Annotated in this window: 22 protein-coding genes and 1 other annotated feature; of the genes, 20 read left to right on the top strand and 2 right to left on the bottom strand. The window is 52.7% G+C overall.

Annotation, left to right across the window (positions count from 1 at the left end):
• Positions 1-33 precede the first annotated feature (33 nt).
• From ACFWUB_RS09645 to sufU, 11 genes are all read left to right on the top strand, one after another.
• The gene (locus ACFWUB_RS09645; protein ID WP_416183864.1) at positions 34-681 is read left to right on the top strand and encodes an RsiV family protein; all 648 of its coding nucleotides are present in this window, start codon (positions 34-36) and stop codon (positions 679-681) included.
• 106 nt (positions 682-787) lie between these two features.
• Positions 788-949, top strand: a complete 162-nt coding sequence (locus ACFWUB_RS09650; RefSeq protein ID WP_014017078.1) for a rubredoxin — start codon at positions 788-790, stop codon at positions 947-949.
• Positions 950-1,164: 215 nt separating this feature from the next.
• Positions 1,165-1,560 (top strand): hypothetical protein, encoded by a 396-nt coding sequence (locus tag ACFWUB_RS09655; RefSeq protein ID WP_014017077.1) that lies wholly within the window; start codon positions 1,165-1,167, stop codon positions 1,558-1,560.
• 71 nt (positions 1,561-1,631) lie between these two features.
• Positions 1,632-1,772 (top strand): six-cysteine ranthipeptide SCIFF, encoded by a 141-nt coding sequence (gene scfA / locus ACFWUB_RS09660; protein WP_186503878.1) that lies wholly within the window; start codon positions 1,632-1,634, stop codon positions 1,770-1,772.
• Between the two features lie 69 nt (positions 1,773-1,841).
• Positions 1,842-3,275 (top strand): thioether cross-link-forming SCIFF peptide maturase, encoded by a 1,434-nt coding sequence (scfB, locus tag ACFWUB_RS09665; protein WP_416184401.1) that lies wholly within the window; start codon positions 1,842-1,844, stop codon positions 3,273-3,275.
• Positions 3,268-3,474: a hypothetical protein gene (locus ACFWUB_RS09670; protein WP_020310471.1), complete on the top strand. Its 207-nt coding sequence runs from the start codon at positions 3,268-3,270 to the stop codon at positions 3,472-3,474. Before scfB ends, ACFWUB_RS09670 begins: the two co-directional genes overlap by 8 nt.
• Positions 3,475-3,639: 165 nt before the next feature.
• Positions 3,640-4,377 carry a Fe-S cluster assembly ATPase SufC gene (gene sufC, locus ACFWUB_RS09675; RefSeq protein WP_292108376.1) on the top strand — a complete coding sequence of 246 codons (738 nt, stop codon included), beginning with the start codon at positions 3,640-3,642 and terminating at the stop codon, positions 4,375-4,377.
• Between the two features lie 131 nt (positions 4,378-4,508).
• Positions 4,509-5,873, top strand: coding sequence for a Fe-S cluster assembly protein SufB (gene sufB, locus ACFWUB_RS09680; protein ID WP_292261954.1), 1,365 nt, complete (start codon positions 4,509-4,511; stop codon positions 5,871-5,873).
• 15 nt (positions 5,874-5,888) lie between these two features.
• Positions 5,889-7,025 (top strand): SufB/SufD family protein, encoded by a 1,137-nt coding sequence (locus tag ACFWUB_RS09685; protein ID WP_014017071.1) that lies wholly within the window; start codon positions 5,889-5,891, stop codon positions 7,023-7,025.
• Complete coding sequence (locus ACFWUB_RS09690) at positions 6,988-8,208, top strand: aminotransferase class V-fold PLP-dependent enzyme (protein WP_416183865.1); 1,221 nt, start codon at positions 6,988-6,990, stop codon at positions 8,206-8,208. The genes ACFWUB_RS09685 and ACFWUB_RS09690 overlap by 38 nt, the downstream gene beginning before the upstream one ends.
• A 14-nt stretch (positions 8,209-8,222) precedes the next feature.
• On the top strand, positions 8,223-8,660 hold the full coding sequence (gene sufU, locus ACFWUB_RS09695) for a Fe-S cluster assembly sulfur transfer protein SufU (RefSeq protein WP_020310466.1): 438 nt from the start codon (positions 8,223-8,225) through the stop codon (positions 8,658-8,660).
• A 280-nt stretch (positions 8,661-8,940) separates the two neighbouring features.
• On the opposite strand, the gene lgt is transcribed toward sufU, so the two are convergent.
• Entirely contained in the window at positions 8,941-9,729 is a 789-nt protein-coding gene (gene lgt, locus ACFWUB_RS09700) for a prolipoprotein diacylglyceryl transferase (protein WP_292105941.1), read from the bottom strand.
• A 125-nt stretch (positions 9,730-9,854) separates the two neighbouring features.
• Here lgt and ACFWUB_RS09705 point away from each other — a divergent pair, with 125 nt between their 5' ends.
• The 9 genes from ACFWUB_RS09705 (at position 9,855) to ACFWUB_RS09745 (ending at position 22,710) form a co-directional block, all read left to right on the top strand.
• Positions 9,855-11,609, top strand: a complete 1,755-nt coding sequence (locus ACFWUB_RS09705; RefSeq protein WP_416183866.1) for a glycosyl hydrolase family 18 protein — start codon at positions 9,855-9,857, stop codon at positions 11,607-11,609.
• Positions 11,610-11,696: 87 nt separating this feature from the next.
• Positions 11,697-14,177: a leucine--tRNA ligase gene (gene leuS / locus ACFWUB_RS09710; protein ID WP_416183867.1), complete on the top strand. Its 2,481-nt coding sequence runs from the start codon at positions 11,697-11,699 to the stop codon at positions 14,175-14,177.
• A gap of 245 nt (positions 14,178-14,422) precedes the next feature.
• On the top strand, positions 14,423-15,037 hold the full coding sequence (locus tag ACFWUB_RS09715; protein ID WP_020310463.1) for an NUDIX hydrolase: 615 nt from the start codon (positions 14,423-14,425) through the stop codon (positions 15,035-15,037).
• Between the two features lie 348 nt (positions 15,038-15,385).
• On the top strand, positions 15,386-16,537 hold the full coding sequence (locus tag ACFWUB_RS09720) for an acyl-CoA dehydrogenase (protein WP_020723925.1): 1,152 nt from the start codon (positions 15,386-15,388) through the stop codon (positions 16,535-16,537).
• A gap of 73 nt (positions 16,538-16,610) precedes the next feature.
• Positions 16,611-17,423 carry an electron transfer flavoprotein subunit beta/FixA family protein gene (locus tag ACFWUB_RS09725; RefSeq protein ID WP_020310462.1) on the top strand — a complete coding sequence of 271 codons (813 nt, stop codon included), beginning with the start codon at positions 16,611-16,613 and terminating at the stop codon, positions 17,421-17,423.
• Between the two features lie 20 nt (positions 17,424-17,443).
• A complete protein-coding gene (locus tag ACFWUB_RS09730; RefSeq protein ID WP_020310461.1) occupies positions 17,444-18,460 on the top strand; it encodes an electron transfer flavoprotein subunit alpha/FixB family protein in 1,017 nt (338 codons plus the stop codon).
• Positions 18,461-18,757: 297 nt separating this feature from the next.
• Positions 18,758-18,972, top strand: a binding site (T-box leader).
• Positions 18,973-19,008: 36 nt separating this feature from the next.
• Entirely contained in the window at positions 19,009-20,916 is a 1,908-nt protein-coding gene (gene thrS, locus ACFWUB_RS09735) for a threonine--tRNA ligase (RefSeq protein WP_292260345.1), read from the top strand.
• A 139-nt stretch (positions 20,917-21,055) separates the two neighbouring features.
• Entirely contained in the window at positions 21,056-21,919 is an 864-nt protein-coding gene (gene ylqF / locus ACFWUB_RS09740) for a ribosome biogenesis GTPase YlqF (protein ID WP_416183868.1), read from the top strand.
• 2 nt (positions 21,920-21,921) lie between these two features.
• Positions 21,922-22,710 (top strand): ribonuclease HII, encoded by a 789-nt coding sequence (locus tag ACFWUB_RS09745; protein WP_292105960.1) that lies wholly within the window; start codon positions 21,922-21,924, stop codon positions 22,708-22,710.
• Here the strand turns inward: ACFWUB_RS09745 and ACFWUB_RS09750 are convergent.
• On the bottom strand, positions 22,702-23,655 hold the full coding sequence (locus tag ACFWUB_RS09750; protein WP_416183869.1) for a magnesium transporter CorA family protein: 954 nt from the start codon (positions 23,653-23,655) through the stop codon (positions 22,702-22,704). The genes ACFWUB_RS09745 and ACFWUB_RS09750 overlap by 9 nt on opposite strands.
• Positions 23,656-23,679: the final 24 nt, after the last annotated feature.

A 23,679-nucleotide genomic window follows, 5' to 3' on the forward strand; every position in this document is an offset into this window, starting at 1 on the left:
TATAATAAAAAGAAATGAAAGAGGAGGGATTATATGAAGAAAAAAGTCCTTACCATTTTATGTGGCGCCTGGCTCATGGGGGCCGTCGCCATGGCTGCTTCGCCAGCCCTTATCCAGGATGCGCCGAAAGCCGTCTATACCCATAGCGATGGCAGCGTCCTCAGTATCCAGTACCCGGCCATTACCATGACCAACAACGCCGGAGCGGCCCAATTGATAGCCCAGTATTTTACCGATGAACAGCAGCAGGCCAAGACCTTTTTCGACCAGCAGGGCGATAAGGGCATCAAATTGACGGAAGAAAAGACGTACACCGTCACCTTGAACGATGGCAAGTATTTGTCCTTCCTCGATGAAGGCTATCTCTATTTCGACAGAGCCGCTCATCCGACGAGCTGGAAGACCGGCGTCGTCTTCGATATGGTGACGGGCAAGCGGATCACCAACTGGCGGGATTTGGTCAAACCGGGCGATGAAAAGTATTTCACCCTCAAGAAAATCACCAATAAACTGACCCTGAGCGGCCACGTCCTGTCGACGTACTTCAACGGCCTGACAGAAGACCCGAAGAATTTCTATCTCGACAAGAGCCGCAATATCCACTTCGTCTTTGGCCAGTATGAGGTAGCACCGTATTCGTCGGGCATCATCGATATCAATATGGGCAGACAGGCAAAATAAGTCATAAAATAATCTTGCTTTTTTTTGCCCAATATGATATCATAAACATGTCAAAAATAATTAATAAGAATTATTCGTTAATACGTTGATTCAGGAGGAAAAGAACATGGATAAGTACGAATGCAGCATTTGCGGTTATATTTATGATGAAGCTGAAGGCGACGCAGACAACGGCGTTGCAGCTGGCACGAAATTCGCTGATCTCCCGGCAGATTGGGTATGTCCGACCTGCGGCGCAGACAAAGACGCTTTCGTAAAAATGGACTAATCAGTTTGTAGTATAGAGTTTGTAGTTTGTAGAAGATGGTTTTAAATTTTTAACCATCCGCTAACCACTAGCCACTAGCTGCTAACTACTCCAAAAGAGGCTGTCTCAATGAGACAGCCTCTTTTTATTGACAATCTTCCGGAAGCACGATACAATGATTACTGTTAGACATAAATATTCGTCATGTTTTACATGATTTTGCAGGGGGTGCTTCTGTGAATTTAAAATATGTCAAAGGCAGTTACATGGATGAAATCATGTATGAAGGCCGGCCTGTCCTGTTCACTCTCGATGGCCTCGATGAAGGCCATGAAGAGGAAGCGCAGCAGTACGGCGAAGAAGTTTGGAACTGGGTTTTGGCGCATCGCTCCCGCGTCATCGCTCACGCGCCGCTGATTGCGAATTTCAAGAACAAGAAATGGCGTTCTGACGGCGAACCGGAAGTGACAGCAGAGGAAATCCGCAGTTATTTAAGTCGCATCACTTCGATTTATGCCACTTATAAGAAAGGCTTCGACGTATTCTTCGATACCAATGACGTATTCGATGAACGGTCCATCGTCATCAGCATGGGCAAGAATTTCTTCTTTGAAGGCTTCAAACTCTTGTAATCCTGTCATATTGTAGAATCACCGAGAATGTGGTAAAATAAGGAATAATCATTGATAGCGAGGTGAATATCATGGCAAAACACATCATTACGATCAACACAGAATCGATCCAGAAGACGGTACAGCACGCTGGCTGCAGCGAATGTCAGACGTCCTGCCAGTCCGCTTGCAAAACTTCTTGCACCGTTGGCAATCAGATCTGCACAAAATAAGTTACGTGAAGGAAAAGGGGCGTCGCTCGCGCGGCACCCCCTTCTTTTTGTATGGAGGAAACATTATTCATGGCTGAAATTAAACCAATGATTCATAAATACTGTCAGAACGGCACTTACATGCTCCTCGACGTCAACAGCGGTATCATCAACGTCATCGACAAGATGACCTACGATGTCCTCGACGTCTATGACGGTACCAATAAAGAAGCTGTCTATCAGGCCTTTGCCGGGACGTATGATAAAAAGGATTTGGACGAAACCCTGGGCGAACTGGATGAGCTCATCGAAAAGGAAATGCTCTTTGCACCGATGACGGAAAACTTCAAGGTCGTCGCCGAAGAAGAACCGGTCATCAAATCGCTCTGCCTGAACATTGCCCACGATTGCAACCTGCGCTGTCAATACTGCTTTGCCTCCCAGGGCGATTACGATACGCACAAGCGGGAACTCATGAGCTTCGACGTAGCCAAACACGCTGTCGACCTGCTCATCAAGAGCACCGAAGGCAAACGCCAGCACTGCGAAATCGACTTCTTCGGCGGCGAACCGCTGATGAACTTCGGCGTCGTCAAGCAGACCATCGAGTACATCCGGGAACAGGAAAAGATCCACGATAAAGTATTCAAGCTGTCCCTGACGACGAACGGCATGCTCCTCGACCCGGCCAAGGTCAAGTATTTGACGGATAATCACATCAGCCTCATCCTGAGCCTCGACGGTCGTCCGGAAGTACACGACCGCATGCGTCCCGATGCCGGCGGTCACGGCTCGTACAAGACCTGTGCCGACAATCAGGTCTATGCGGCGAAACACCGCAACGGTGAAGAATATTACGTCCGCGGGACGTATACAAAATACAATCTCGATTTCACCAAAGACGTAGAACACATGGCTGACCTCGGCTTTGAAGGCCTGTCCATGGAACCCGTCGTCGGCGACGACTTGTCCTATGCCATCACCGATGACGACTTGCCCCGCATTTATGAAGAATACGACCGCCTGGCCGATTTCTACCTGAAACGCATGGATGAAGGCCGGCCCTTCATTTATTACCACTTCATCATGGACCTCTATCGCGGTCCCTGCATCGCCAAGCGCCTGCGCGGCTGTGGTGCCGGCCATGAATACATGTGCGTCGTCCCCAACGGCGACATCTATCCCTGTCATCAGTTCGTCGGCCAGGACGACTATGTCATCGGCAACGTCTATGACGGCGTGACCAATACGGAACTGCCGCCGCTCTTCCGCGACATGCACGTCCTCAACAAGCCCATCTGCTGCGACTGCTGGGCCAAGTTCTTCTGCAGCGGCGGCTGCCATGCCAATAACATCAAGTACGGCGGCAACATCCAGACGCCGTATGAACTGAGCTGCAAGATCCAGAAGAAGCGCATCGAATGTGCCATGTACATTCAGGCCGTCCTGGCTATGCGCGGCCAGAAAGCCCGCCTCTTCGGGGACCCGGAAGAAAATTGTGAAGGATGCGGCGCCTGTGAATAAGCTGACCAAGCTCATGAAGCTCAAGGTCTTCTTATGGATCGTCGTCTATGCCTATTTACTCTATGCCATCGTCGTCGACGGCCCGTCGGCAGGTCTTCTAGGCCTGCTGGCGGCAGCTGTCGCCGTCTGTGTCATGCAGGTATGGATGCATAGCAAGGCCCGGGCCCGGTGGATGCATAATAAATTTGATAAAAAATAACCAGAAACGCTACTAAATAGGTTGACTTTGTGGCGTTTATAGAGTACATTAAGAACAGTCCAGTAAGTGTATCTAAATGGTACACTTTATCAATACAAAAATTCGCGCTCTGTCCTGCTGTGCAGGGGAGAGGTGAAACGTATAACTTATGTAGGAGTGATACTGATGAGTGAATTATTAAGAGTAGAAGGCTTGCACATCGCTGTCGAAGGCAAAGAAATCCTCAAAGGCCTCGACCTGACGATCAACACAGGCGAAACACATGTCATCATGGGTTCCAACGGCGCCGGCAAATCGACGCTGTTCAATGCCATCATGGGCAACCCGAAATACGTCGTCACAGCCGGCAAGATCTTCTTTGAAGGCAAAGATATTACGGAAGCTCCCGTCAATGAACGCGCCAAAGCAGGTATCTTCATGGCCTTCCAGCAGCCTATCGCCGTCCAGGGCATTTCCGTTGAAAACTTCATCCGCAACGCCAAGAGCACCGTATCGGGTCAGCAGCAGCGCATCATGCCTTTCCGTAAGAAGCTCCACGCCCAGATGGAACAGCTGAAGATGGATAAGTCTTATGCTGAACGCTATGTCAATGACGGCTTCTCCGGCGGCGAACGGAAAAAGACGGAAATCCTCCAGATGTGCATGCTCGAACCGAAACTGACCATGCTCGACGAAATCGACTCGGGCCTCGACGTCGATGCCGTCCGCATCGTATCGGACACGGTATCCAAGTACCACAATGAAAACAATTCCATCCTGGTCATTACCCACCACAGTGAAATCTTGCAGCACTTGAAACCGGATTTCGTCCACATCCTCATCGACGGCAAGATCGTCAAGACCGGCGATGCATCGCTCATCCAGGCTATTGAAGCCAACGGCTACGACGCATACAAAGGATAGTAGGAGGTACAGCTATGGCTGATAATAAAGAAAAGCTGGTCGATCAGGAAAAAGAAAAACTGGTCGAACAGAAAGAAGAAAAAATCGCTGAAGAACGCCAGAAGATCGATACCTTCGCCGACTTCGGCAACATGTATAACTTTAAGAAAGATTTTACCTATTCCTATAAGACCGATGCCGGCCTGACGGAAGACATCGTCCGTGAAATTTCGGAAAAGAAACACGAACCGAAGTGGATGCTCGATTTCCGCCTCAAATCGCTGGATATCTTCAACCACATGGAATATCCCGACTGGGGCCCGGACATCAGCGAACTCGACATGGACAACATCGTCACTTATGTCCGCCCAAACGCTCAGATGAAAGCTGACTGGAACGACGTCCCCGATGACATCAAAGACACCTTCGACCGCCTGGGTATCCCGGAAGCCGAAAAGACGTCCCTCGCCGGCGTCGGTGCCCAGTACGACTCGGAAGTCGTCTACCACAGCATCCAGGACGAACTGGTCCAGCAGGGCGTCGTCTATACCGACTTCGATACGGCCCTGGAAAAATATGAAGACATCGTCAAGGCTCATTTCATGAAGCTCGTCCCGCCGACGGACCACAAGTTCGCCGCCCTGCACGGTGCTGTCTGGTCCGGTGGCTCCTTCGTCTACGTCCCGGCCGGTGTCGACGTCTCCATCCCGCTGCAGAGTTATTTCCGCCTCAATGCGCCGGGCGCAGGCCAGTTTGAACACACGATGATCATCGTCGAAAAGGGAGCGAAAGTCCACTTCATCGAAGGCTGTTCGGCTCCGAAATACAATGTCGCCAACCTCCACGCAGGCTGCGTCGAATTGTTCATCGGCGACGATGCATCCCTGACCTATTCGACCATCGAAAACTGGTCTAAGAACATGTACAACCTCAATACAAAGCGGGCCATCGTCGGCAAGAACGGCACCATCAACTGGGTCACGGGCTCCTTCGGTTCCCATACGTCGTGCCTCTACCCCATGAGTATTCTCCAGGGCGAAGGCGCTCATTGCGAATTTACCGGCGTCACCTTTGCCGGCAAGGGCCAGTACCTCGATACGGGTTCGAAAGTCGTCCACAACGCACCGAACACGACGAGCAACATCAATTCTAAATCCATTAGCAAGAGCGGCGGCGTCTGCATCTATCGCGGCAGTGTCGTCATCAACCCGCCGGCTGACGGCGCCAAGGCCAACGTCAGCTGCGAATCGCTCATGCTCGACGAACAGTCGCAGTCCGATACGATCCCGGCTATCGTCGTCAAGAACGACAACATCGACCTCGGCCACGAAGCTTCTATCGGCCGTATTTCCGACGAAGCTATCTTCTACCTCATGAGCCGCGGCCTCAGCGAAGATGAAGCGCGGGCTATGCTCGTCCGGGGCTTCGTCGAACCGGTATCCAAGGCACTGCCTTTGGAATATGCCGTCGAAATGAATAACCTGATCAATCTCGAACTCAAAGGTTCGTTGAAATAGGGGAGGAGGAACATCATGGCAGTAAAGACAGAAAAAATCCAGTACAACCAACTCCCGCGTCCGACCTTCCGCTGGATGAAGGTCAATCACTTGGAATTGGACCCCTTGAAAGCCCAGGCTCTCCCGGCTTACACGCCGGAAGAACGTCACGATGGCGAAGCAGCTGTCGCTTTCTATGAAGGCAACCAGATTGTAGGCCTCAATGATTTCCAGGGTTCCAATGCGGAAGAACTTCAAAAAGCACTGAACCAGGCCAATTCCGGCTGCGCCGTCAGCGTCGGCGAAAACCAGAAAGGGTCGGTCCATCTCAAATACAGCCTCAGCGCCGATATGCCTCAGCTCACGGCACAGCTCAAAATCGAAGCCGCTGCCCACAGCGACTTGACTGTTTATCTGGAATTTGACGGCGATGCCGAAGACGGTTCCGTCAATTTCCTGACCTTCGTCAAGACCGGCGAAGGCGCTCACGTCAAAATCAGCAAGGTCCAGCTCAACGGCGAACACGTCCGCCACGTCGAACACCGCTATGGCGATGCCGGCAAAGAAAGCACCATCGACTACGTCAGTGCCGAATTGGGCGGCAAAGCAGCCATTGTCTACTACAAGACAGACCTCATGCAGGATGAAAGTAATTTCAACAGCCAGGCCATGTACCTCGGCCATGACGACCAGATCGTCGACTTCTCTTACTGGGTTCCGACGCAGGGCGTCAAGACCAATACGGATATCCTGACGACAGGCGCTCTCCTCGATACGTCGAAGAAATTCTTCCGCGGTACCATCGACTTCCTCCGCGGCGGCAAGAAGGCTGTCGGCTCCGAATCGGATACGTGCATCCTGCTCAGCCCGAAGGTCCATTCCATTTCCGTACCGCTCCTCCTCTGCAAAGAAGATGACGTCGTCGGGAATCACGCTTCCAGTGCCGGCCAGATCGATAAAGACAAGCTCTTCTACCTCATGAGCCGCGGCTTCAACGAAAGCGGTGCCCAGCTGATCATCGTCGAATCGAACATCCGCCCGGTCATCGATGCTTTGGGTGATAAAGATTTAGAAAATAGAGCGCTCCAGGCTGTCCGTGAAAAGATGCAGTTCTGCCGCAAGAAAGGTGATTGTCATGCTAAATGTACGCAAAGATTTCCCCATCTTGACTAAAGTCCATAATGGACATCAGATCGTTTACTTTGATAATGCTGCGACGACGCAGAAACCGTACCAGGTCATCCACGCCATCGTAGACCTCCTGGAACACCACAACGGCAATCCCCATCGCGGCGCCCACGTCCTCAGCATCGAAGCCGGTGAATTGTACGACGAAGCCCGCGAAGCAGTCCGTAAATTCATCAATGCCGCTTCGACGGAAGAAGTCATCTTCGTCCGCAATACGACAGAAGCGCTGAACCTCGTAGCCCGCAGCTATGCAGAACCGCGCCTGAAGAAGGGCGATAAGATCGTCATCCCCATTTCGGAACATCATTCCGACCTGGTCACGTGGCAGCGCGTCTGCCAGAAGACCGGGGCTGAACTCGATTACATGTACCTCGACGAAGAAGGCCACTTCACCGAAGAAGACCTGGCTAAAATCGACGACAAGACGAAAATCGTCGCCTTTGCCGCTGTCAGCAACGTCTTCGGCATGAAGCGCCCGGTCAAGGAAATCGTCGCCAAAGCCCATTCCGTCGGAGCCATCGCCATCGTCGACGGTGCTCAGTCGACACCGCACATGAAGACCGACGTCCAGGATATGGACTGCGACTTCTTCGCCTTCTCGGGCCACAAGATGTGCGGTTCTGCCAGCACGGGCGTCCTTTACGGCAAGAAAGCCATCCTGGAAGGCATGGAACCGTTCCTCCTCGGCGGCGACATGATCGAATATGTCAAGGAACAGTCGACGACCTTTAACGAACTGCCCTTCAAATTCGAAGCCGGTTCCCAGAACGTCGAAGGTGCCGTTGCTCTGCACGCTGCCATCGACTATTTGCAAGACCTGGGCATGGACAACATCGAAGCCCATGAAGAAGAACTGACCCGCCACTGCCTGGAAGGGATGAAGAAAATCCCTCATATCCACATCATCGGCAGTACCGACCCGGCTGAAAAAACCGGCGTCATTACCTTCACCATCGACGGCGTCCATCCCCATGACGCAGCGACCATTCTGGACAGCTTCGGCATCGCCATCCGTTCGGGCCACCACTGCGCACAGCCTTTAGGCGCTCACTTGGGCGTAGAAGCCTCGAACCGCGCCAGCTTCTATATCTACAATACCCTGGAAGAAGTCGACTACTTCCTGGAAAAACTGCCCCTCGTCCGCAAACAGATGGGCTTTAAAGATTAAGGAGATAGAAAGTCATGGAAAATATGAACGAATTGTATTCCGACATCATCTTGGAACACAATCAGTGTCAGGAAAATAAACATCCCCTGGAAGATGCCAACCTCAGCGAACACGGCCACAACCCGAGCTGCGGTGACGACATCACCCTCCAGGCCGACATCCAGGACGGCGTCATCAAAGACGCTGCCTATACGGGCCACGGCTGTGCCATCAGCCAGGCTTCAGCGGACATCATGATCGACCTCATCAAAGGCAAGACCGTCAAAGAAGCCCTGCGCCTGGTCGACCTCTTCCTGGATATGATCAAACGGGAAGTCACCGACGATGACCAGTTGGAAGAACTGGAAGACGCCATCGCCCTGAAGAATATCTCCAACATGCCGGCCCGCGTCAAATGCGCCGTCCTGGCATGGCATACCCTGAAAGATGCCCTGGAACGGGAAGAAAAGTAGCCGCTAGCAGTTAGCTGCTAGCGGCTCGTAGGGGACGCCCAGAGGGCGTCCCGCTTGTGGGAATCCCATAAATCAAAAGAGGCTGTTGCATTAAGCACATGTTTTTGCTTAATGCAACAGCCTCTTTTTCGTGTACAGAGATTCAGGCGGGCCGCCAGCCTCTGCTGTCCGTTCCAGCAACCGTCCTGCGCCTTCCGTGGGTCGGCCCCTGACGGGCTGGAAAGGCTTTTAGGACGGCCCATGCGGTGCTTGCGGCCTGCAGGCTGCGAGCCACGAACCACTAGCCACTGACTTTTTCATCCACGCTGCCTTTCCACTGGATGAGGATGAAGGCGATGAGGGCGATGGCGAAGGCGATGATGCTGGTCATCTGGGCCGATTTCAGGCCCAGCGTCAGGTTGACGTAGTCGCCACGGAGGAATTCCAGGAAGAAGCGTTCGACGGCGTAGAGCATGACGTACAGGCAAAATACCTGGCCCTTCTTGTGGGGGAAGCAGCTGTAGAGGAGCAGCGCGACGAAGACCAGGACGTCGATCTGACCTTCCCAGACTTCGGCCGGCCACAAGGGCTGATTGCCATACGTGTGATAGGCCAGGGTCGTGTCGGGATAGACGATGCCGAAGTCACCGCCTGTGGGATGGCCGAAGGCGTCGCCGTTCATGAGGTTGGCCATGCGCCCGATGGATTGGCCCAGGATGATGGACGGTGCCAGGAGGTCGGCAAAGGCCCAGGTGTCGATGTGATGGTACTTCGTGTACAGGATGCCGGCTACGGCGCCGAAGAGCAGGCCGCCCTGGATAGCCATGCCGCCCTGCCAGACGTAGGGGATTTCCGTCAGATGGTTGTGATAATAGGCCCAGTCGAAGAAGAAGACGTCCCATAGACGGCCGCCGACGATGCCCGACAGGCCGCAGTACATGGTGAAGTCAAAGATGTGGACGTGCCAGCCCCGGCCGTCGCGTTTCATGATATAGTAAGCCGTAATGCCGGCAGAAACGATACCCAGCATGAATAACAGCCCATAGGCCCGGATCGGGAAGGAACCGATAAAAAATAGATATTGATGCAATATAAAACACCCCTTTGTTGTGGTATAATGAAACAATGTGAACGGAACATGAAAAGGTTCACGGTTACCATAGAATTATACAGGATTGAGGACTTTTTTCCAATCCCCGTGAGGAGCAAATGACGATGAAATACAACCATGTTATGCGGACGTCCTGTCTGGCCGCCTTGATCTGTCTGTCCCTGAGTGCTGTTTCCTGGGCCAATGGGCCGGCTGCGGACAGCGCCAAGGCGTCGGACCCGGCCTTCAGTGTATCTACCGTAGCCAATCCTATCCCTGATGAAGCCATCAAAGACCTGGAAATCGTCGAAGACCAGGGGCGCTGGCTCGTCTCTGACAAGGCGCTGGAACAATACGGCATCCGTGAAGCCGACCACGCCAAGGGGACCTACTGGTTCCGCCTGCCGAAGGCCCAGAACGGCTCGACGGCCTGGCAGAACGAAAACGTCCAGCTGACTCTGCCAGGACGAGCAGTCAGCGGCGGCCGGACCATCAATATCCGCCATGTCCGCCGTCCCCTGGGCATCAGCTACGTCCTGGGCAACGGGACGACAGAAAAGAACGAACTCCTGCCGCCATCCCAGCCCGTCCATACGGTACCGGAACTCCGCCAGGTACAGGACGCAGTACCGGCAGCGGCTAAGGAAGGGAAGATGGGGACCGTCCTCTTTTGGGACCCTGTCATGAAGGAAGACGCCAGCCTGCCGTCTTTGCAGACCCGTCAGCCCGTCATGTCGCCCTGTGCTTTCCGCCTGACGGAAAGCGGCGTCGAACTGCGCAATCCCGACTTCGATATGCTGGCTTCGACGTATACCAGCAAGGGATACGTTATGTGGCCTTTGATCGACAACAATTTCAACCCCAAACTGACCCATCAGGTCCTGAGCAACAGCCGTCTCCAGGACACGATGGTCCGCCAGCTCGTCGGCTATGCCTTATTATATGATTTCAAAGGCTATAACATCGACTTTGAAAACGTCAATTACAGCGATAAAGATGCTCTGACGGTTTTTGTGGCCAAACTGTCCCAGGCCTGCCATGCCTATGGTATCCAGCTTTCCATGGATGTCACGCCCGTCTCGGACAGCCCCAACTGGTCCCTGGTCTATGACCGGGCGGCCCTGGCTCCGCATCTCGACTACCTCATGGTCATGGCCTATGACCAGTTCGGCCGGGCCAGCACGACAGCCGGCCCTGTCGCTTCCTATCCCTGGGTCGAACGGGCTGTACAGAATACGATCGATCTCGTACCGCCGTCGAAAGTCCTGCTGGGCATGCCGTTGTACATGCGCTTGTGGTATGAATCCAGCGATGGCCGCGATTTGCCGAAAGACATCCACGACTGGCCGGCTGTCGTCGGCGCACCGCCGGCAAAGGGCGTGAAATACAGCGAGGCCAGAGAAGAAGCAGCTGAAGAAGCGGCTGGGCCGATGCTGGTCCAGGTCGTAACGGCGGAACAGGAAAATGTCCGTCGGGCCAAACAGCCGGTCATCATGCCTGTCGAACTCGATGGGGAAACGTATAAGCGCCGTGTCCTGCCGCGTCGTATCAGGACGGCACCCAAAGCTGCAGCCACGGCTCCGGCGCGCAAGAGCGGCGGCAAGGGCAAGCTCTTCGTCCGCACGTTGACCATGGCCGACAGCGAAGACATCTTCAAGGCCTATAAGGACTATGTCGTCTGGAACGATGATCTGCAGCTCTATTATCTGGAACTGCCGCTGACGACGGGGACCGTCAAGATCTGGTTTGAAGATGAAAAGTCACTGAAAGCCAAAGCCGGCCTGGTCCAGACCTATGGTTTGGGCGGCGCTGCCTTCTGGCGCAAAGGCTTTGAACCGGCACATTTTTGGCAGCGTTTTGCAAAACATGAATTGACTTGACGACGCCCTGCCACTATAATAATACTCAAGACGCTGTAGTACAGTCTGTCTGTATTTTGACTGGGGCAGGATAGGAGGCTCTCACAATTGGAAAAGTATATTCCACAGGAAATAGAAAAGAAATGGCAGCACGTATGGGAAGAAAGTAAATGCGACTGCTGCACCGAAGACAACGGCAAGCCGCCGTACTACGTATTGGAAATGTTCCCGTATCCGTCGGGTAACCTGCACATGGGTCATGTCCGCAATTACACGATTGGTGACGTCATTGCCCGTTATCGCCGCATGAGCGGCTATAACGTCTTGCATCCTATGGGCTATGATGCTTTCGGTATGCCTGCAGAAAACGCAGCTATCAAACACAATATCCCGCCTGCAGAATGGACATACAGCAATATTGAAAACATGACACGCCAGCAGAAAGCCCTGGGCCTGTCGTATGACTGGGACCGCGAAGTCGCTACGTGCCACGAAAAATACTATAAATGGACGCAGTGGATCTTTGAACTGCTCTACAAACGCGGCCTGGCTTACCGCAAAGAAGCTAAAGTCAACTGGTGCGAAAAATGCAACACCGTATTGGCCAACGAACAGGTCATCGAAGGCAAATGCTGGCGCTGCGACACACCGGTCGTCAAAAAGGACTTGAAACAGTGGTTCTTCAAAATCACCGACTACGCAGACCGCCTGCTCGACGATCTGAAACTCCTGCCGGGCTGGCCGGAACGCGTCAAGACCATGCAGAAGAACTGGATCGGCCGCAGCGAAGGCTTGGAATTCAGCTTCGACATTCCCAGCCTGAAGGAAAAAGTCGCCGTCTACACGACGCGTCCTGACACGATTTACGGTGTCACTTTCGTCGTCCTGCCGCCGGAACATCCGCTGGTCCACAAGATTTTGGAAAACAATCCCAAGAAAGCCGAACTGGAAGCATTCTGCGAAAAAGTACGCAATACCAGCGATATCGAACGGACGAGCACGGAATCGGAAAAAGTCGGCATGTATACCGGCATCGACTGCGTCCATCCGCTGACGGGCAAGAGCGTCCAGATTTGGATCACCAACTACGTCCTCTACGATTATGGTACCGGCGCCGTCATGGGCGTACCGACGGGTGACCAGCGTGACTGGATGTTCGCTACGAAATACAACATCCCGAAGATCATCACTTTGCAGCCGAAAGACCACGAACTGAAGCTGGAAGAAATGGACCATGCCTATGAAGACAAGGACGGCGTCCTGGTCAATGCCGGTCCTTTCACGGGCATGGAAATGCATAAAGCCATGAAAGCCATCATCGACTACATGGAAGAAAAAGGACTGGGGAAACGCCGCGTCAACTATCGCCTGCGCGACTGGCTCATTTCCCGTCAGCGCTATTGGGGCGCTCCTATCCCTATCATCTACTGCCCGAAATGCGGCGAACAGCTTGTACCGGAAGACCAGCTGCCGGTCAAGCTGCCGGAAGACGTCAAGTTCACGGCTGGCGCCATATCGCCGCTGGCTACGAGCGAACACTTCGTCCACTGCACGTGCCCGAAATGCGGCGGCCCGGCTACGCGTGAAACGGATACCATCGATACCTTCGTCTGCTCGTCGTGGTACTATCTCCGCTATACCGATGCCCGCAATGATGAAAAAGCCTGGGATCCGAAGAAAGCCAACCATTGGATGAACGTCGACCAGTATATCGGCGGCATCGAACACGCCATCCTGCACCTCATGTATTCCCGTTTCTTCATGAAGGTCTTCTATGACGCCGGCCTGGTCAACAATGTCGAACCTTTCGAACGCCTGCTGACACAGGGCATGGTCCTCCTCGACGGCAGCAAGATGAGTAAGTCCAAGGGCAACATCGTATCGCCGGAAGAAATCATCGCCAAATACGGCGCCGATACGGCCCGCCTGTTCATCCTCTTCGCGGCTCCGCCCGAACGCGATCTGGCCTGGTCTGACCAGGGCGTCGAAGGCTCTTACCGCTTCCTCAACCGCGTATGGCGCATTGTCCATCAGTTCCAGGACTTGGTCAAAGACGGCCTTGAAGGGACGGACTATACGGAAGCCGAAAAAGAACTGCGTTTCCAGGAATTCAAAGCCATTGCCAAGGTCACAGAAGACGTCCGCGGCACAGACGGCAACTACGGCCTCAATACGGCTGTCAGCTCGATTATGGAATATGTTAACGCCATGCATGGCTATGTCGGCGCTAACAAGACCATCCACAAGGCCGTTGCCCTGGAAGCCAACAAGAACCTGCTCAAGCTCCTGGCTCCCTTCACACCGCATATTACGGAAGAACTCTGGCAGAAATGCGGCTTTGAAGGCAGCGTCCATGCCCAGGATTGGCCGGAAGTCGACAAATCGGCTCTCGTCGTCGATGAAATCGAACTGCCTGTCCAGATCAACGGCAAAGTACGCGACCGCCTGACCGTAGCCGTCGACATCGACAAAGATGCCTTGCAGGAAAAAGTCCTGGCTTTACCGCACATCCAGGAATTCATCGGCGATAAGAAAGTAGTCAAATTCATAGTCGTACCGAAGAAAATCATCAACATCGTCATAAAATAAGTAGAGGCTCGCACGTGACGAGCCCGCCGGCCGCAGTTCGCAGTTTTGCCTCCCCTGATAGGGGAGGTGGCCTGAAAGGCCGGAGAGGTTGGGGTTAGCTATAAGCTGATGGCTAGCCACTGACAACTAACAGATATGGGCGCCCCGCGTGGCGCCCCTACAGTAAAAGGGCTTGTCGAAGTACGACAAGCCCTTTTACTTTGTACTTCTTTGAACTTAGTCTTTTCCTCAGAAAGGAGCCTTGTATGAAAGCATTTAAACCATGGCCGGACCGTATCGTCCGCCAGAACACCTGTATGAATACGCGGGCTTGTGCCGTCTTAGTGCCGATTATCTACAAAGACGGGGAAGAACAGGCCGTGTTTGAAGTGCGCAGCAGCAAGCTGGGCTGGCAGCCTGGCGACGTCTGCTTCCCCGGCGGCCGCATCGACGACGGCGACGACAGCGCTCTGGAAGCGGCCCTGCGGGAGACGAAGGAGGAACTCGGCGTCGACCCATCCCATATCCACGTCTGGGGCCCCCTGGACTACATGGAATCACCTGTAGGCGTCACCGTATGGCCCTTTGCCGCCTATATGGATACAGATGACTTCGTCCTCAACCGGGGCGAAGTGGACCATACCTTTACGGTCCCTCTGTCCTGGTTCGATGAGCATGAACCGGAAATCGGCCGCGTCGAACTGGCTACCCGGCCGGCACCGGGCTTTCCCAAGGGCCTGGATATTTCCCATCAGACAGGCTGGAAACAGCGCCGGACGTATAACGTCAAGATTTATACGTATGAAAATTATAAAATCTGGGGAATTACGGCACACATCCTTGACAACTTCCGGGGTATCCGTGCTATAATACAACCGTAAGCTTTCCTTAATATTTGTAACCAGTATAGTTAGGTATACATACAAAAGCGTATACGGAAAAGCAAGGCGTACTCTGTCAAGAAGATTTTAATCTTTTTGCCTCCATTAGTACAAAAAAGTCTTGTTAAAGTTTTAGGATGAGAAAATGGAATAGTGATATTGTGCTTTATAGGCTTTTTGCTATTGATTTAACATGTGAAAAGTTGTACAATGCATTTGTAAGCACTGAGACGGTGTGAATATATATCCAGACAGAATTTACTGTAAGGAAATGTATCGCCTCGATGTTCAGGTTTTTATCTTATGGCTTTACTAAACTAACTATACACTAAGGAGAGTGGAAACATCATGGATTTTAACTTAACAGATATTCAACAGGACTTCTTAAAACTCGCTCATGATTTCGGCGAAAAGAAATTAGCTCCGACCATTACGGAACGCGACCACAAAGGTATTTATGACAAAGACCTTATTGATGAACTGCTCAGCCTCGGTATTACCGGCGCTTACTTCGAAGAAAAATACGGCGGTTCCGGCGATGACGGCGGCGACGTTTTGAGCTACATCCTCGCTGTTGAAGAATTGGCTAAATACGACGCTGGTGTTGCTATCACCCTGTCGGCAACGGTTTCCCTTTGCGCTAACCCGATTTGGCAGTTCGGTACAGAAGCTCAGAAAGAAAAATTCCTCGTTCCTTTGGTTGAAGGTACTAAACTCGGTGCTTTCGGCTTGACCGAACCGAACGCTGGTACTGATGCTTCCGGCCAGCAGACTGTTGCTGTTAAGAACGACGACGGCACATACACGCTGAACGGCTCCAAGATTTTCATCACCAACGGCGGCGCTGCTGATATCTACATCATCTTCGCTATGACCGACAAGAGCAAAGGCAACCACGGCATTACAGCCTTCATCCTCGAAGACGGCATGCCTGGCTTCACTTTCGGTAAGAAAGAAGACAAGATGGGCATCCATACTTCGCAGACCATGGAACTCGTATTCCAGGACGTCAAAGTTCCGGCTGAAAACATGCTCGGCGAAGAAGGCAAAGGCTTCAAGATCGCTATGATGACTTTGGACGGCGGCCGTATCGGCGTTGCTGCTCAGGCTCTCGGCATTGCAGAAGCTGCACTGGCAGATGCTGTTGAATACTCCAAACAGCGTGTACAGTTCGGCAAACCGCTCTGCAAATTCCAGTCCATTTCCTTCAAACTGGCTGACATGAAGATGCAGATCGAAGCTGCCCGTAACCTCGTTTACAAAGCTGCTTGCAAGAAACAGGAAGGTAAACCCTTCACCGTTGATGCTGCTATCGCAAAACGCGTTGCTTCCGATGTTGCTATGCGCGTAACGACAGAAGCAGTCCAGATCTTCGGCGGCTATGGCTACAGCGAAGAATATCCGGTTGCTCGTCACATGCGCGATGCTAAGATCACTCAGATTTACGAAGGCACGAACGAAGTTCAGCTCATGGTTACAGGCGGTGCTCTGTTAAGATAAGTGAAGTTTATGATGCAGGCTTGGCATCAGCCAAGCCTGTTACATAAAAAAAGATTTTAGGAGGCAAACGTAAATGGAAATATTGGTATGTGTCAAACAAGTTCCGGACACAGCAGAAGTTAAGATTGACCCCGTAAAACATACCGTCATTCGTGCTGGTGTTCCTAACATTTTTAACCCCTTCGACCAGAATGCTCTGGAAGCAGCTCTTCAGATGAAAGATGCTGACAAAGACGTAAAGATTACGTTACTCTCGATGGGTCCTGATCAGGCAAAAGACGTTCTTCGTGAAGGCCTCGCAATGGGCGCTGACGATGCATATCTTCTGTCCGACCGCAAACTCGGTGGTTCCGACACGTTAGCTACGGGCTATGCTTTGGCACAGGCTATCAAAAAAATAGCTGCTGACAAAGGTATCGAACAGTTCGATATCATCCTTTGCGGCAAACAGGCTATCGACGGCGATACCGCTCAGGTTGGCCCGCAGATCGCTTGCGAACTCGGTATTCCTCAGATTACGTATGCCCGCGACATCAAAGTCGAAGGCAACAAAGTTACTGTTCAGCAGGAAAACGAAGAAGGCTACATCGTAACGGAAGCTAACTTCCCGGTATTGATTACCGCTGTTAAAGACTTGAACGAACCGCGTTTCCCGACCATTCGTGGCACCATGAAAGCAAAACGCCGCGAAATCCCGAATTTGGACGCTGCTGCTGTTGCAGCTGATGACGCTCAGATCGGTTTGTCTGGCTCTCCGACTAAAGTCCGCAAGATTTTCACACCGCCTCAGAGATCCGGTGGTCTCGTTCTCAAAGTTGAAGATGACAACGAACAGGCAATCGTCGACCAGATTATGGAAAAACTGGTTGCCCAGAAAATCATTTAATCTAAGGAGGAACAGTGAAAATGGATTTAGCAGAATATAAAGGCATTTATGTAATTGCTGAACAGTTTGAAGGCAAATTACGTGATGTATCTTTCGAATTGTTGGGCCAGGCTCGCATCTTGGCTGACACCATCGGCGACGAAGTCGGTGCAATCCTCATTGGTAAAGACGTAAAACCGTTGGCTCAGGAACTCATCGCTCACGGTGCTCATAAGGTATTCGTATATGATGATCCTCAGCTCGAACATTACAATACGACGGCTTATGCAAAAGTTATTTGCGATTTCTTCCATGAAGAAAAACCGAACGTATTCCTCGTTGGCGCTACCAACATCGGCCGTGACCTCGGCCCGCGTGTCGCTAACTCCTTGAAGACTGGCCTCACCGCTGACTGCACACAGCTCGGCGTTGACGACGACAAGAAGACCATCGTATGGACCCGTCCGGCTCTCGGCGGCAACATCATGGCTGAAATCATCTGCCCGGACAACCGTCCGCAGATGGGTACTGTCCGCCCGCACGTCTTCAAAAAACCGGAAGCAGATCCTTCTGCAACTGGCGAAGTTATCGAAAAGAAAGCTAACCTCTCCGATGCTGACTTCATGACCAAATTCGTCGAACTCATCAAATTGGGCGGCGAAGGCGTTAAAATCGAAGACGCTGACGTTATCGTTGCTGGCGGCCGTGGCATGAACGGTGAAGAACCGTTCAAGACCGGTATCCTCAAAGAATGCGCAGACGTCCTCGGCGGCGCTGTTGGTGCATCCCGTGCAGCTGTTGACGCTGGCTGGATCGATGCTCTCCATCAGGTTGGCCAGACTGGTAAAACAGTTGGTCCGAAGATCTACATTGCATGCGCTATTTCCGGTGCTATCCAGCACTTGGCAGGCATGACTGGTTCTGACTGCATCATCGCCATCAACAAAGACGAAGATGCTCCGATTTTCAAAGTCTGCGACTATGGTATCGTAGGCGATGTCTTCAAAGTTCTCCCGCTCCTCACGGAAGCTATCAAGAAACAGAAAGGCATTGCATAAGTTATCTAACCGTGCATAATCAAAAGGTCTATCGCTATGCGATAGACCTTTTTTGCTACTGGCAGCTGGCCGTTAGTGTCTGACCACTAGTTCGTAGGGGTTCGCACGTGGCGAACCCGTTTCAGCATATGTGTGGTTTCCTATTCAAGTTGCTAGAAACATCATACAAATACTTGGCGGGTCGCCCACGGGCGACCCCTACAAACTCAAAAAGAGGCTGTCGCTTTAAGACAGCCTCTTTTCTCTCTTGACAACCCCCATTTCCTGCCGTATAATTTATGCATACATAGAGATATGTAAGATGCTTTGAAAAGGACAACACTTGATAGCTCCTTTATTACAGAGAGAGGCACGATGGTGAGAGTGCTTTATAAAGTCTGGCAAGTTACCGCCTTGGAGCAGGATTCCCGAAGTAAGTAGGGGGTCCCGGCCGCCCCGTTATCGCGCTTGAGTACATCGGGTTTTCCGGTGAACTAGGGTGGAACCACGTGAGTTATGCTCTCGTCCCTTGAGGACGAGAGCTTTTTTTATTAAGGAGGATGTTTGTAATGGCAGAATTAGTATTAAAAGACGGAAGCAAAAAACAGTTTCCCGATGGCATCTCTCTTGCCGAAGCTGTCAAACAGCTCAGCAACAGTCTTGCAAAGAAAGTATTAGTCGCAAAGGTAAACGGTGAAGTCACGGACCTCCGCGAAACCATTGTCGACGGCTCGACCGTTGAATTCCTCACCTTCGCCGACCAGGAAGGGAAAGATACGCTCCGCCATACAGCATCTCATGTCATGGCACAGGCTATCCAGCACCTCTTCCCGGGCGTCAAGTTCGCCATTGGCCCGTCCATTGAAAACGGCTTCTACTACGACCTCGACACAGAACACCGTTTCACACAGGAAGACTTTGCTGCCATTGAAGCTGAAATGGCTAAGATCGTCAAAGAAAACCTTCCCATTACCAAAGAAGTCTTGTCCCGTGCCGACGCTTTGAAACTCTTCAAAGACGCTGGCCAGGATTATAAAGTAGAACTCATCGAAGACCTTCCGGAAGATGCCGTCATCTCCATCTACCGCCAGGGCGACTTCGTCGACCTCTGTGCCGGCCCGCACTGCGCTTCGACCGGTGCCGTCAAGGCCTTCAAGCTGCGCACCGTTGCCGGTGCTTACTGGCGCGGCGATGAACACAACAAGATGCTCCAGCGTATTTACGGGACCGCTTTTGAAAAGAAATCGGAACTCGATGAATACCTGAAGATGATGGAAGAAGCTGAAAAGCGCGACCATCGTAAACTGGGCAAACAGCTCGACCTGTTCAGCTTCCACGAAGAAGGCCCGGGCTTCCCGTTCTTCCATCCCAAGGGAATGATCCTGCGCAACAACTTGCTTAAATTCTGGCATGAACTCCATGATGAAGCCGATTACGACGAAATCATGACCCCGATGATCCTCAACCGTCACCTCTGGGAACAGTCCGGCCACTGGGATCACTACCGCGACAACATGTATTTCACGACCATCGATGAACAGCCTTACGCCATCAAACCGATGAACTGCCCGGGCGGCATCCTGGTCTATAAGAGTAACGTCCACAGCTACCGCGACTTCCCGATGCGCATGGCTGAACTCGGCCTGGTCCATCGCCATGAACTCCATGGGGCCCTCCACGGCCTGTTCCGCGTCCGCTGCTTCACTCAGGACGATGCTCACATCTTCATGCTGCCGAGCCAGATGAAAGAAGAAATCTCCGGCGTCATGGACCTCTTCGACAAGGCTTACAAACAGTTCGGCCTGGAATATCACGTCGAATTGTCCACTCGTCCGGAAGACTCCATGGGCTCCGACGAAATCTGGGAACTGGCTACCAAGACCTTGCATGATGTCATCGAAGAACGCCACATCCCGTACGTCATCAACGAAGGCGACGGCGCATTCTACGGCCCGAAACTGGACTTCCACCTGAAAGACTCCATCGGCCGTACCTGGCAGTGCGGTACTATCCAGCTCGACATGCTCATGCCGGAACGCTTCGACATGACCTATATCGGCGAAGATGGCCAGAAACATCGCCCGGTCATGGTACATCGTGCCTGCTTCGGCAGTATCGAACGCTTCCTGGGCATCATCACCGAAAACTATGCCGGTGCTTTCCCGGTATGGCTGGCTCCGGTCCAGATCAAGTTCCTGCCCATCTCCGACAAACACCTGGCTTACTGCAAAGACCTGGCTAAGAAGTTCAAGAAATTGGGCATCCGCGTCGAAGTCGATGAAAGCAGCGAAAAGATCGGCTACAAGATCCGCAAGGCTCAGATGGAAAAAGTTCCTTACATGGCTGTCGTCGGCGATAAAGAAATGGAAAACGGCACCCTCGGCCTGCGCGACCGCTCTAAAGGCGATTTAGGCGCCAAACCGATCGACGAAGTCGTCGCCCACATCCAGAAACTCACCGAAACAAGAGAAGGCTAATAGCGTGAGTTTGTAGTTTGCAGTTAGAAGTTTTAAAATAAAGCCATCTACTAAAAACTAACAACTAGCCACTAACAACTAAAAAGGGCTTGTCGTCGTTCGACAAGCCCTTTTTTCTCATCACCAAAGGAGATTCACTATGATAATCAACTGGTATCCCGGCCACATGGCCAAGGCCAAGCGCCTTATTCAGGAAAATCTCAAGATCATCGACGTCGTCATCGAACTCGTCGATGCCCGTATCCCTATGAGCAGCACCAATCCCATGATCAAGTCCCTCATCGGCGACAAGCCGTCTATCGTCGTCCTCAACAAGGCCGACCTGGCCGATCCGGCCGTCCTCGATGAATGGGTGGCCTATTACAAGCAGCAGGGCCGCAAGGTCCTGGCCCTGAACAGCAAAGGCGGCAAAGGGGTGAAACAGCTCATTTCCCTGGTCCGCTCCCTGGCAGCGCCGAAGCTGGCCCGCTGGAAGGCCCGGGGCCTCAAGAACCGCGCCGTCCGCACCATGATCCTGGGCATTCCTAATGTCGGCAAATCGACGCTCATCAACAAGCTGTCCCGCCGCAGTGCGGCCAAGACGGCCGACAAGCCTGGCGAAACGAAGGGCAAGCAGTGGGTCCACATCGGCGACCAGCTCGACCTCCTGGATACGCCGGGCGTCTTGTGGCCGAAACTGGAAAACCAGGTCAGCGCCTACCGCCTGGCAGCGACAGGGGCCATTTCCGATACGGTCTTCGACATGGAAACGGTCATCATGCAGCTCATCGAACAGTTATCGGCCCAGTACCCTGATGAATTGAAGGCCCGTTATAAACTGGAAACCCTCTGTGACAAGCCGCTGGATACGATCGAAGCCATCGGCCGCAAGCGGGGCTGTATCGTTTCCGGCGGCGTCGTCGACCTGGAAAAGACGTACAAGCTCATCCTCAAGGAATTCCGCGAAGGCAAGATCGGCGCCATCTCCCTGGACCGGCTGGGCGAATGGGAAGGGGAGGAATGACCATGGACATCGAGAAACTCCGCGTCGCCGACCTCAAGGCCCGCCTGGCCGCTGGCGGTGACGTCCAGGACCTCCTGGCAGCCATGAAAGAAGACGGCCGCGTGTCGGTCCGCAAGCTGGCTGCCGCCTATATGCGCCAGAAAATCCGGGAAGAAGCCGAACGGGAACGGGTCCTGCACATGTATGCCCAGGAAACGGCTTACTACAACCAAGGGCTGTACCACGTAGCCGGCATCGACGAAGCCGGCCGCGGCCCGGCTGCCGGTCCGGTCATGGTAGCCGCCGTCATCCTGCCGCCCTACTGGGAATGTCCCGGCCTCAATGACAGCAAAAAAGTCCCGCCGGCCAAGCGGGACGTCCTCTATGATAAAATTATGGCCGAAGCCGTTGCCGTATCCTGTGTGGCCAAGTCGGAAAAAGAAATCGACGAACTCGATATTTACCACGCCACCATGCAGGGCATGTACGACGCCGTGAACGGCCTGGCCGTGCCGGCTGAAGCCGTCCTGGTCGATGCCATGCCTCTTCGGGAACTGACCGTGCCCCATAAGTCCCTGGTCCACGGCGACGCCCTGAGCGCGTCCATCGCCGCCGCTTCGATCATCGCCAAAGTCACGCGTGACCGCCTCATGGTCGAATACGACAAAAAATATCCCCAGTACGGCTTTGCCGTGCACAAGGGATATTTGACGAAAATGCATATGGAAGCGTTGCAAAAATACGGGCCCTGTCCCATTCACCGCCGCTCTTTTGAACCGATAAAGAGCATGGTGAAGGGCCTTTCAGAATAAATCCTTCCGCCAGAGCATGATGGCGGCGACGACGGTGCAGAACATGGCGATGCCTACGACGTAATAGAAGCCGGCTGTCGTGTCCTGGAAGGGGACGGAGACGTTGATGCCCCACAGGCTGAAGATGATCGTCGGGACGGCCAGCATGATTGTAATGGAAGCCAGGAATTTCATGACCAAGTTCAGGTTGTTGGAAATGATGGATGCAAAGGTATCGGACATATTCATGAGGATGTTGGAATACATCTCGACCATTTCGATAGCCTGCTTGTTTTCGATGATGACATCTTCCAGGAGGTCTTCGTCTTCTTCATACATCTTGATGAGGTGGTGGAGCGACGTATTGCGGCGCAGGCGCATGAGCCGTTCCATGACGATGCCATTGCTGCGCAGGGCCGACGTGAAGTACGTCAAGGATTTCTGTAATTCCAGGAGCAGGAAGAATTCCTTGTTGCGCATGGAATGGCGCAGGATTTCCTCGATGTCATCGGTCCGGCGGTTGATCTGCATCAAGTAGCGCAGGAACAGCGTCGCCGAACGGTACAGGATCTGGAATAAGAAACGCGTTTTCTTGAATGTATAGAACAGAGGATACTTATTCTCCGTAAAGGCGCGCATGACTTCTGTTTCTTGAATACAGAGGGTGATGATGAAGTCCGGTGTAATGAAAATGCCCAGGGGCAAGGTGTCATAACTGTCCGTTTCCAAGATGATCGGGATGTTGATGACGACAAAGATGTAGTTATCTTCAATTTCGACGTGGGAACGTTCTTCCGTGTCCAAGGCGGTTTTCAGAACATCAGTGGGGATTTCCGTGACCATGGATACGAGCTGTAAATCTTCGGAATCGGGATTTACGACGTGGATCCAGGATCCTTTTTCAGCCGATGCCAGGGAAATGTTGTCTTCCAGATGGCCGTTGCTGTGCTTATAAACTTGAATCATTACGGTACTCTCCCTTTCTGCAGA

The sequence above is a fragment of the Megasphaera sp. genome, assembly GCF_047831605.1.
GTDB lineage: Bacteria > Bacillota > Negativicutes > Veillonellales > Megasphaeraceae > Megasphaera > Megasphaera intestinihominis.

What these genes read in the sequence shown, in the direction of transcription:
- ACFWUB_RS09690 (WP_416183865.1), top strand. Translation starts at nt 6,988, where the DNA reads ATGCTAAATGTACGCAAAGATTTCCCCATCTTGACTAAAGTCCATAAT.
- sufC (WP_292108376.1), top strand. Translation starts at nt 3,640, where the DNA reads ATGAGTGAATTATTAAGAGTAGAAGGCTTGCACATCGCTGTCGAAGGC.
- thrS (WP_292260345.1), top strand. Translation starts at nt 19,009, where the DNA reads ATGGCAGAATTAGTATTAAAAGACGGAAGCAAAAAACAGTTTCCCGAT.
- ACFWUB_RS09750 (WP_416183869.1), bottom strand. Translation starts at nt 23,655, where the DNA reads ATGATTCAAGTTTATAAGCACAGCAACGGCCATCTGGAAGACAACATT.
- ACFWUB_RS09645 (WP_416183864.1), top strand. Translation starts at nt 34, where the DNA reads ATGAAGAAAAAAGTCCTTACCATTTTATGTGGCGCCTGGCTCATGGGG.
- ACFWUB_RS09745 (WP_292105960.1), top strand. Translation starts at nt 21,922, where the DNA reads ATGGACATCGAGAAACTCCGCGTCGCCGACCTCAAGGCCCGCCTGGCC.
- ACFWUB_RS09725 (WP_020310462.1), top strand. Translation starts at nt 16,611, where the DNA reads ATGGAAATATTGGTATGTGTCAAACAAGTTCCGGACACAGCAGAAGTT.
- ACFWUB_RS09720 (WP_020723925.1), top strand. Translation starts at nt 15,386, where the DNA reads ATGGATTTTAACTTAACAGATATTCAACAGGACTTCTTAAAACTCGCT.
- sufB (WP_292261954.1), top strand. Translation starts at nt 4,509, where the DNA reads ATGTATAACTTTAAGAAAGATTTTACCTATTCCTATAAGACCGATGCC.
- ylqF (WP_416183868.1), top strand. Translation starts at nt 21,056, where the DNA reads ATGATAATCAACTGGTATCCCGGCCACATGGCCAAGGCCAAGCGCCTT.
- ACFWUB_RS09715 (WP_020310463.1), top strand. Translation starts at nt 14,423, where the DNA reads ATGAAAGCATTTAAACCATGGCCGGACCGTATCGTCCGCCAGAACACC.
- ACFWUB_RS09650 (WP_014017078.1), top strand. Translation starts at nt 788, where the DNA reads ATGGATAAGTACGAATGCAGCATTTGCGGTTATATTTATGATGAAGCT.
- ACFWUB_RS09705 (WP_416183866.1), top strand. Translation starts at nt 9,855, where the DNA reads ATGAAATACAACCATGTTATGCGGACGTCCTGTCTGGCCGCCTTGATC.
- ACFWUB_RS09685 (WP_014017071.1), top strand. Translation starts at nt 5,889, where the DNA reads ATGGCAGTAAAGACAGAAAAAATCCAGTACAACCAACTCCCGCGTCCG.
- sufU (WP_020310466.1), top strand. Translation starts at nt 8,223, where the DNA reads ATGGAAAATATGAACGAATTGTATTCCGACATCATCTTGGAACACAAT.
- ACFWUB_RS09730 (WP_020310461.1), top strand. Translation starts at nt 17,444, where the DNA reads ATGGATTTAGCAGAATATAAAGGCATTTATGTAATTGCTGAACAGTTT.
- scfB (WP_416184401.1), top strand. Translation starts at nt 1,842, where the DNA reads ATGGCTGAAATTAAACCAATGATTCATAAATACTGTCAGAACGGCACT.
- scfA (WP_186503878.1), top strand. Translation starts at nt 1,632, where the DNA reads ATGGCAAAACACATCATTACGATCAACACAGAATCGATCCAGAAGACG.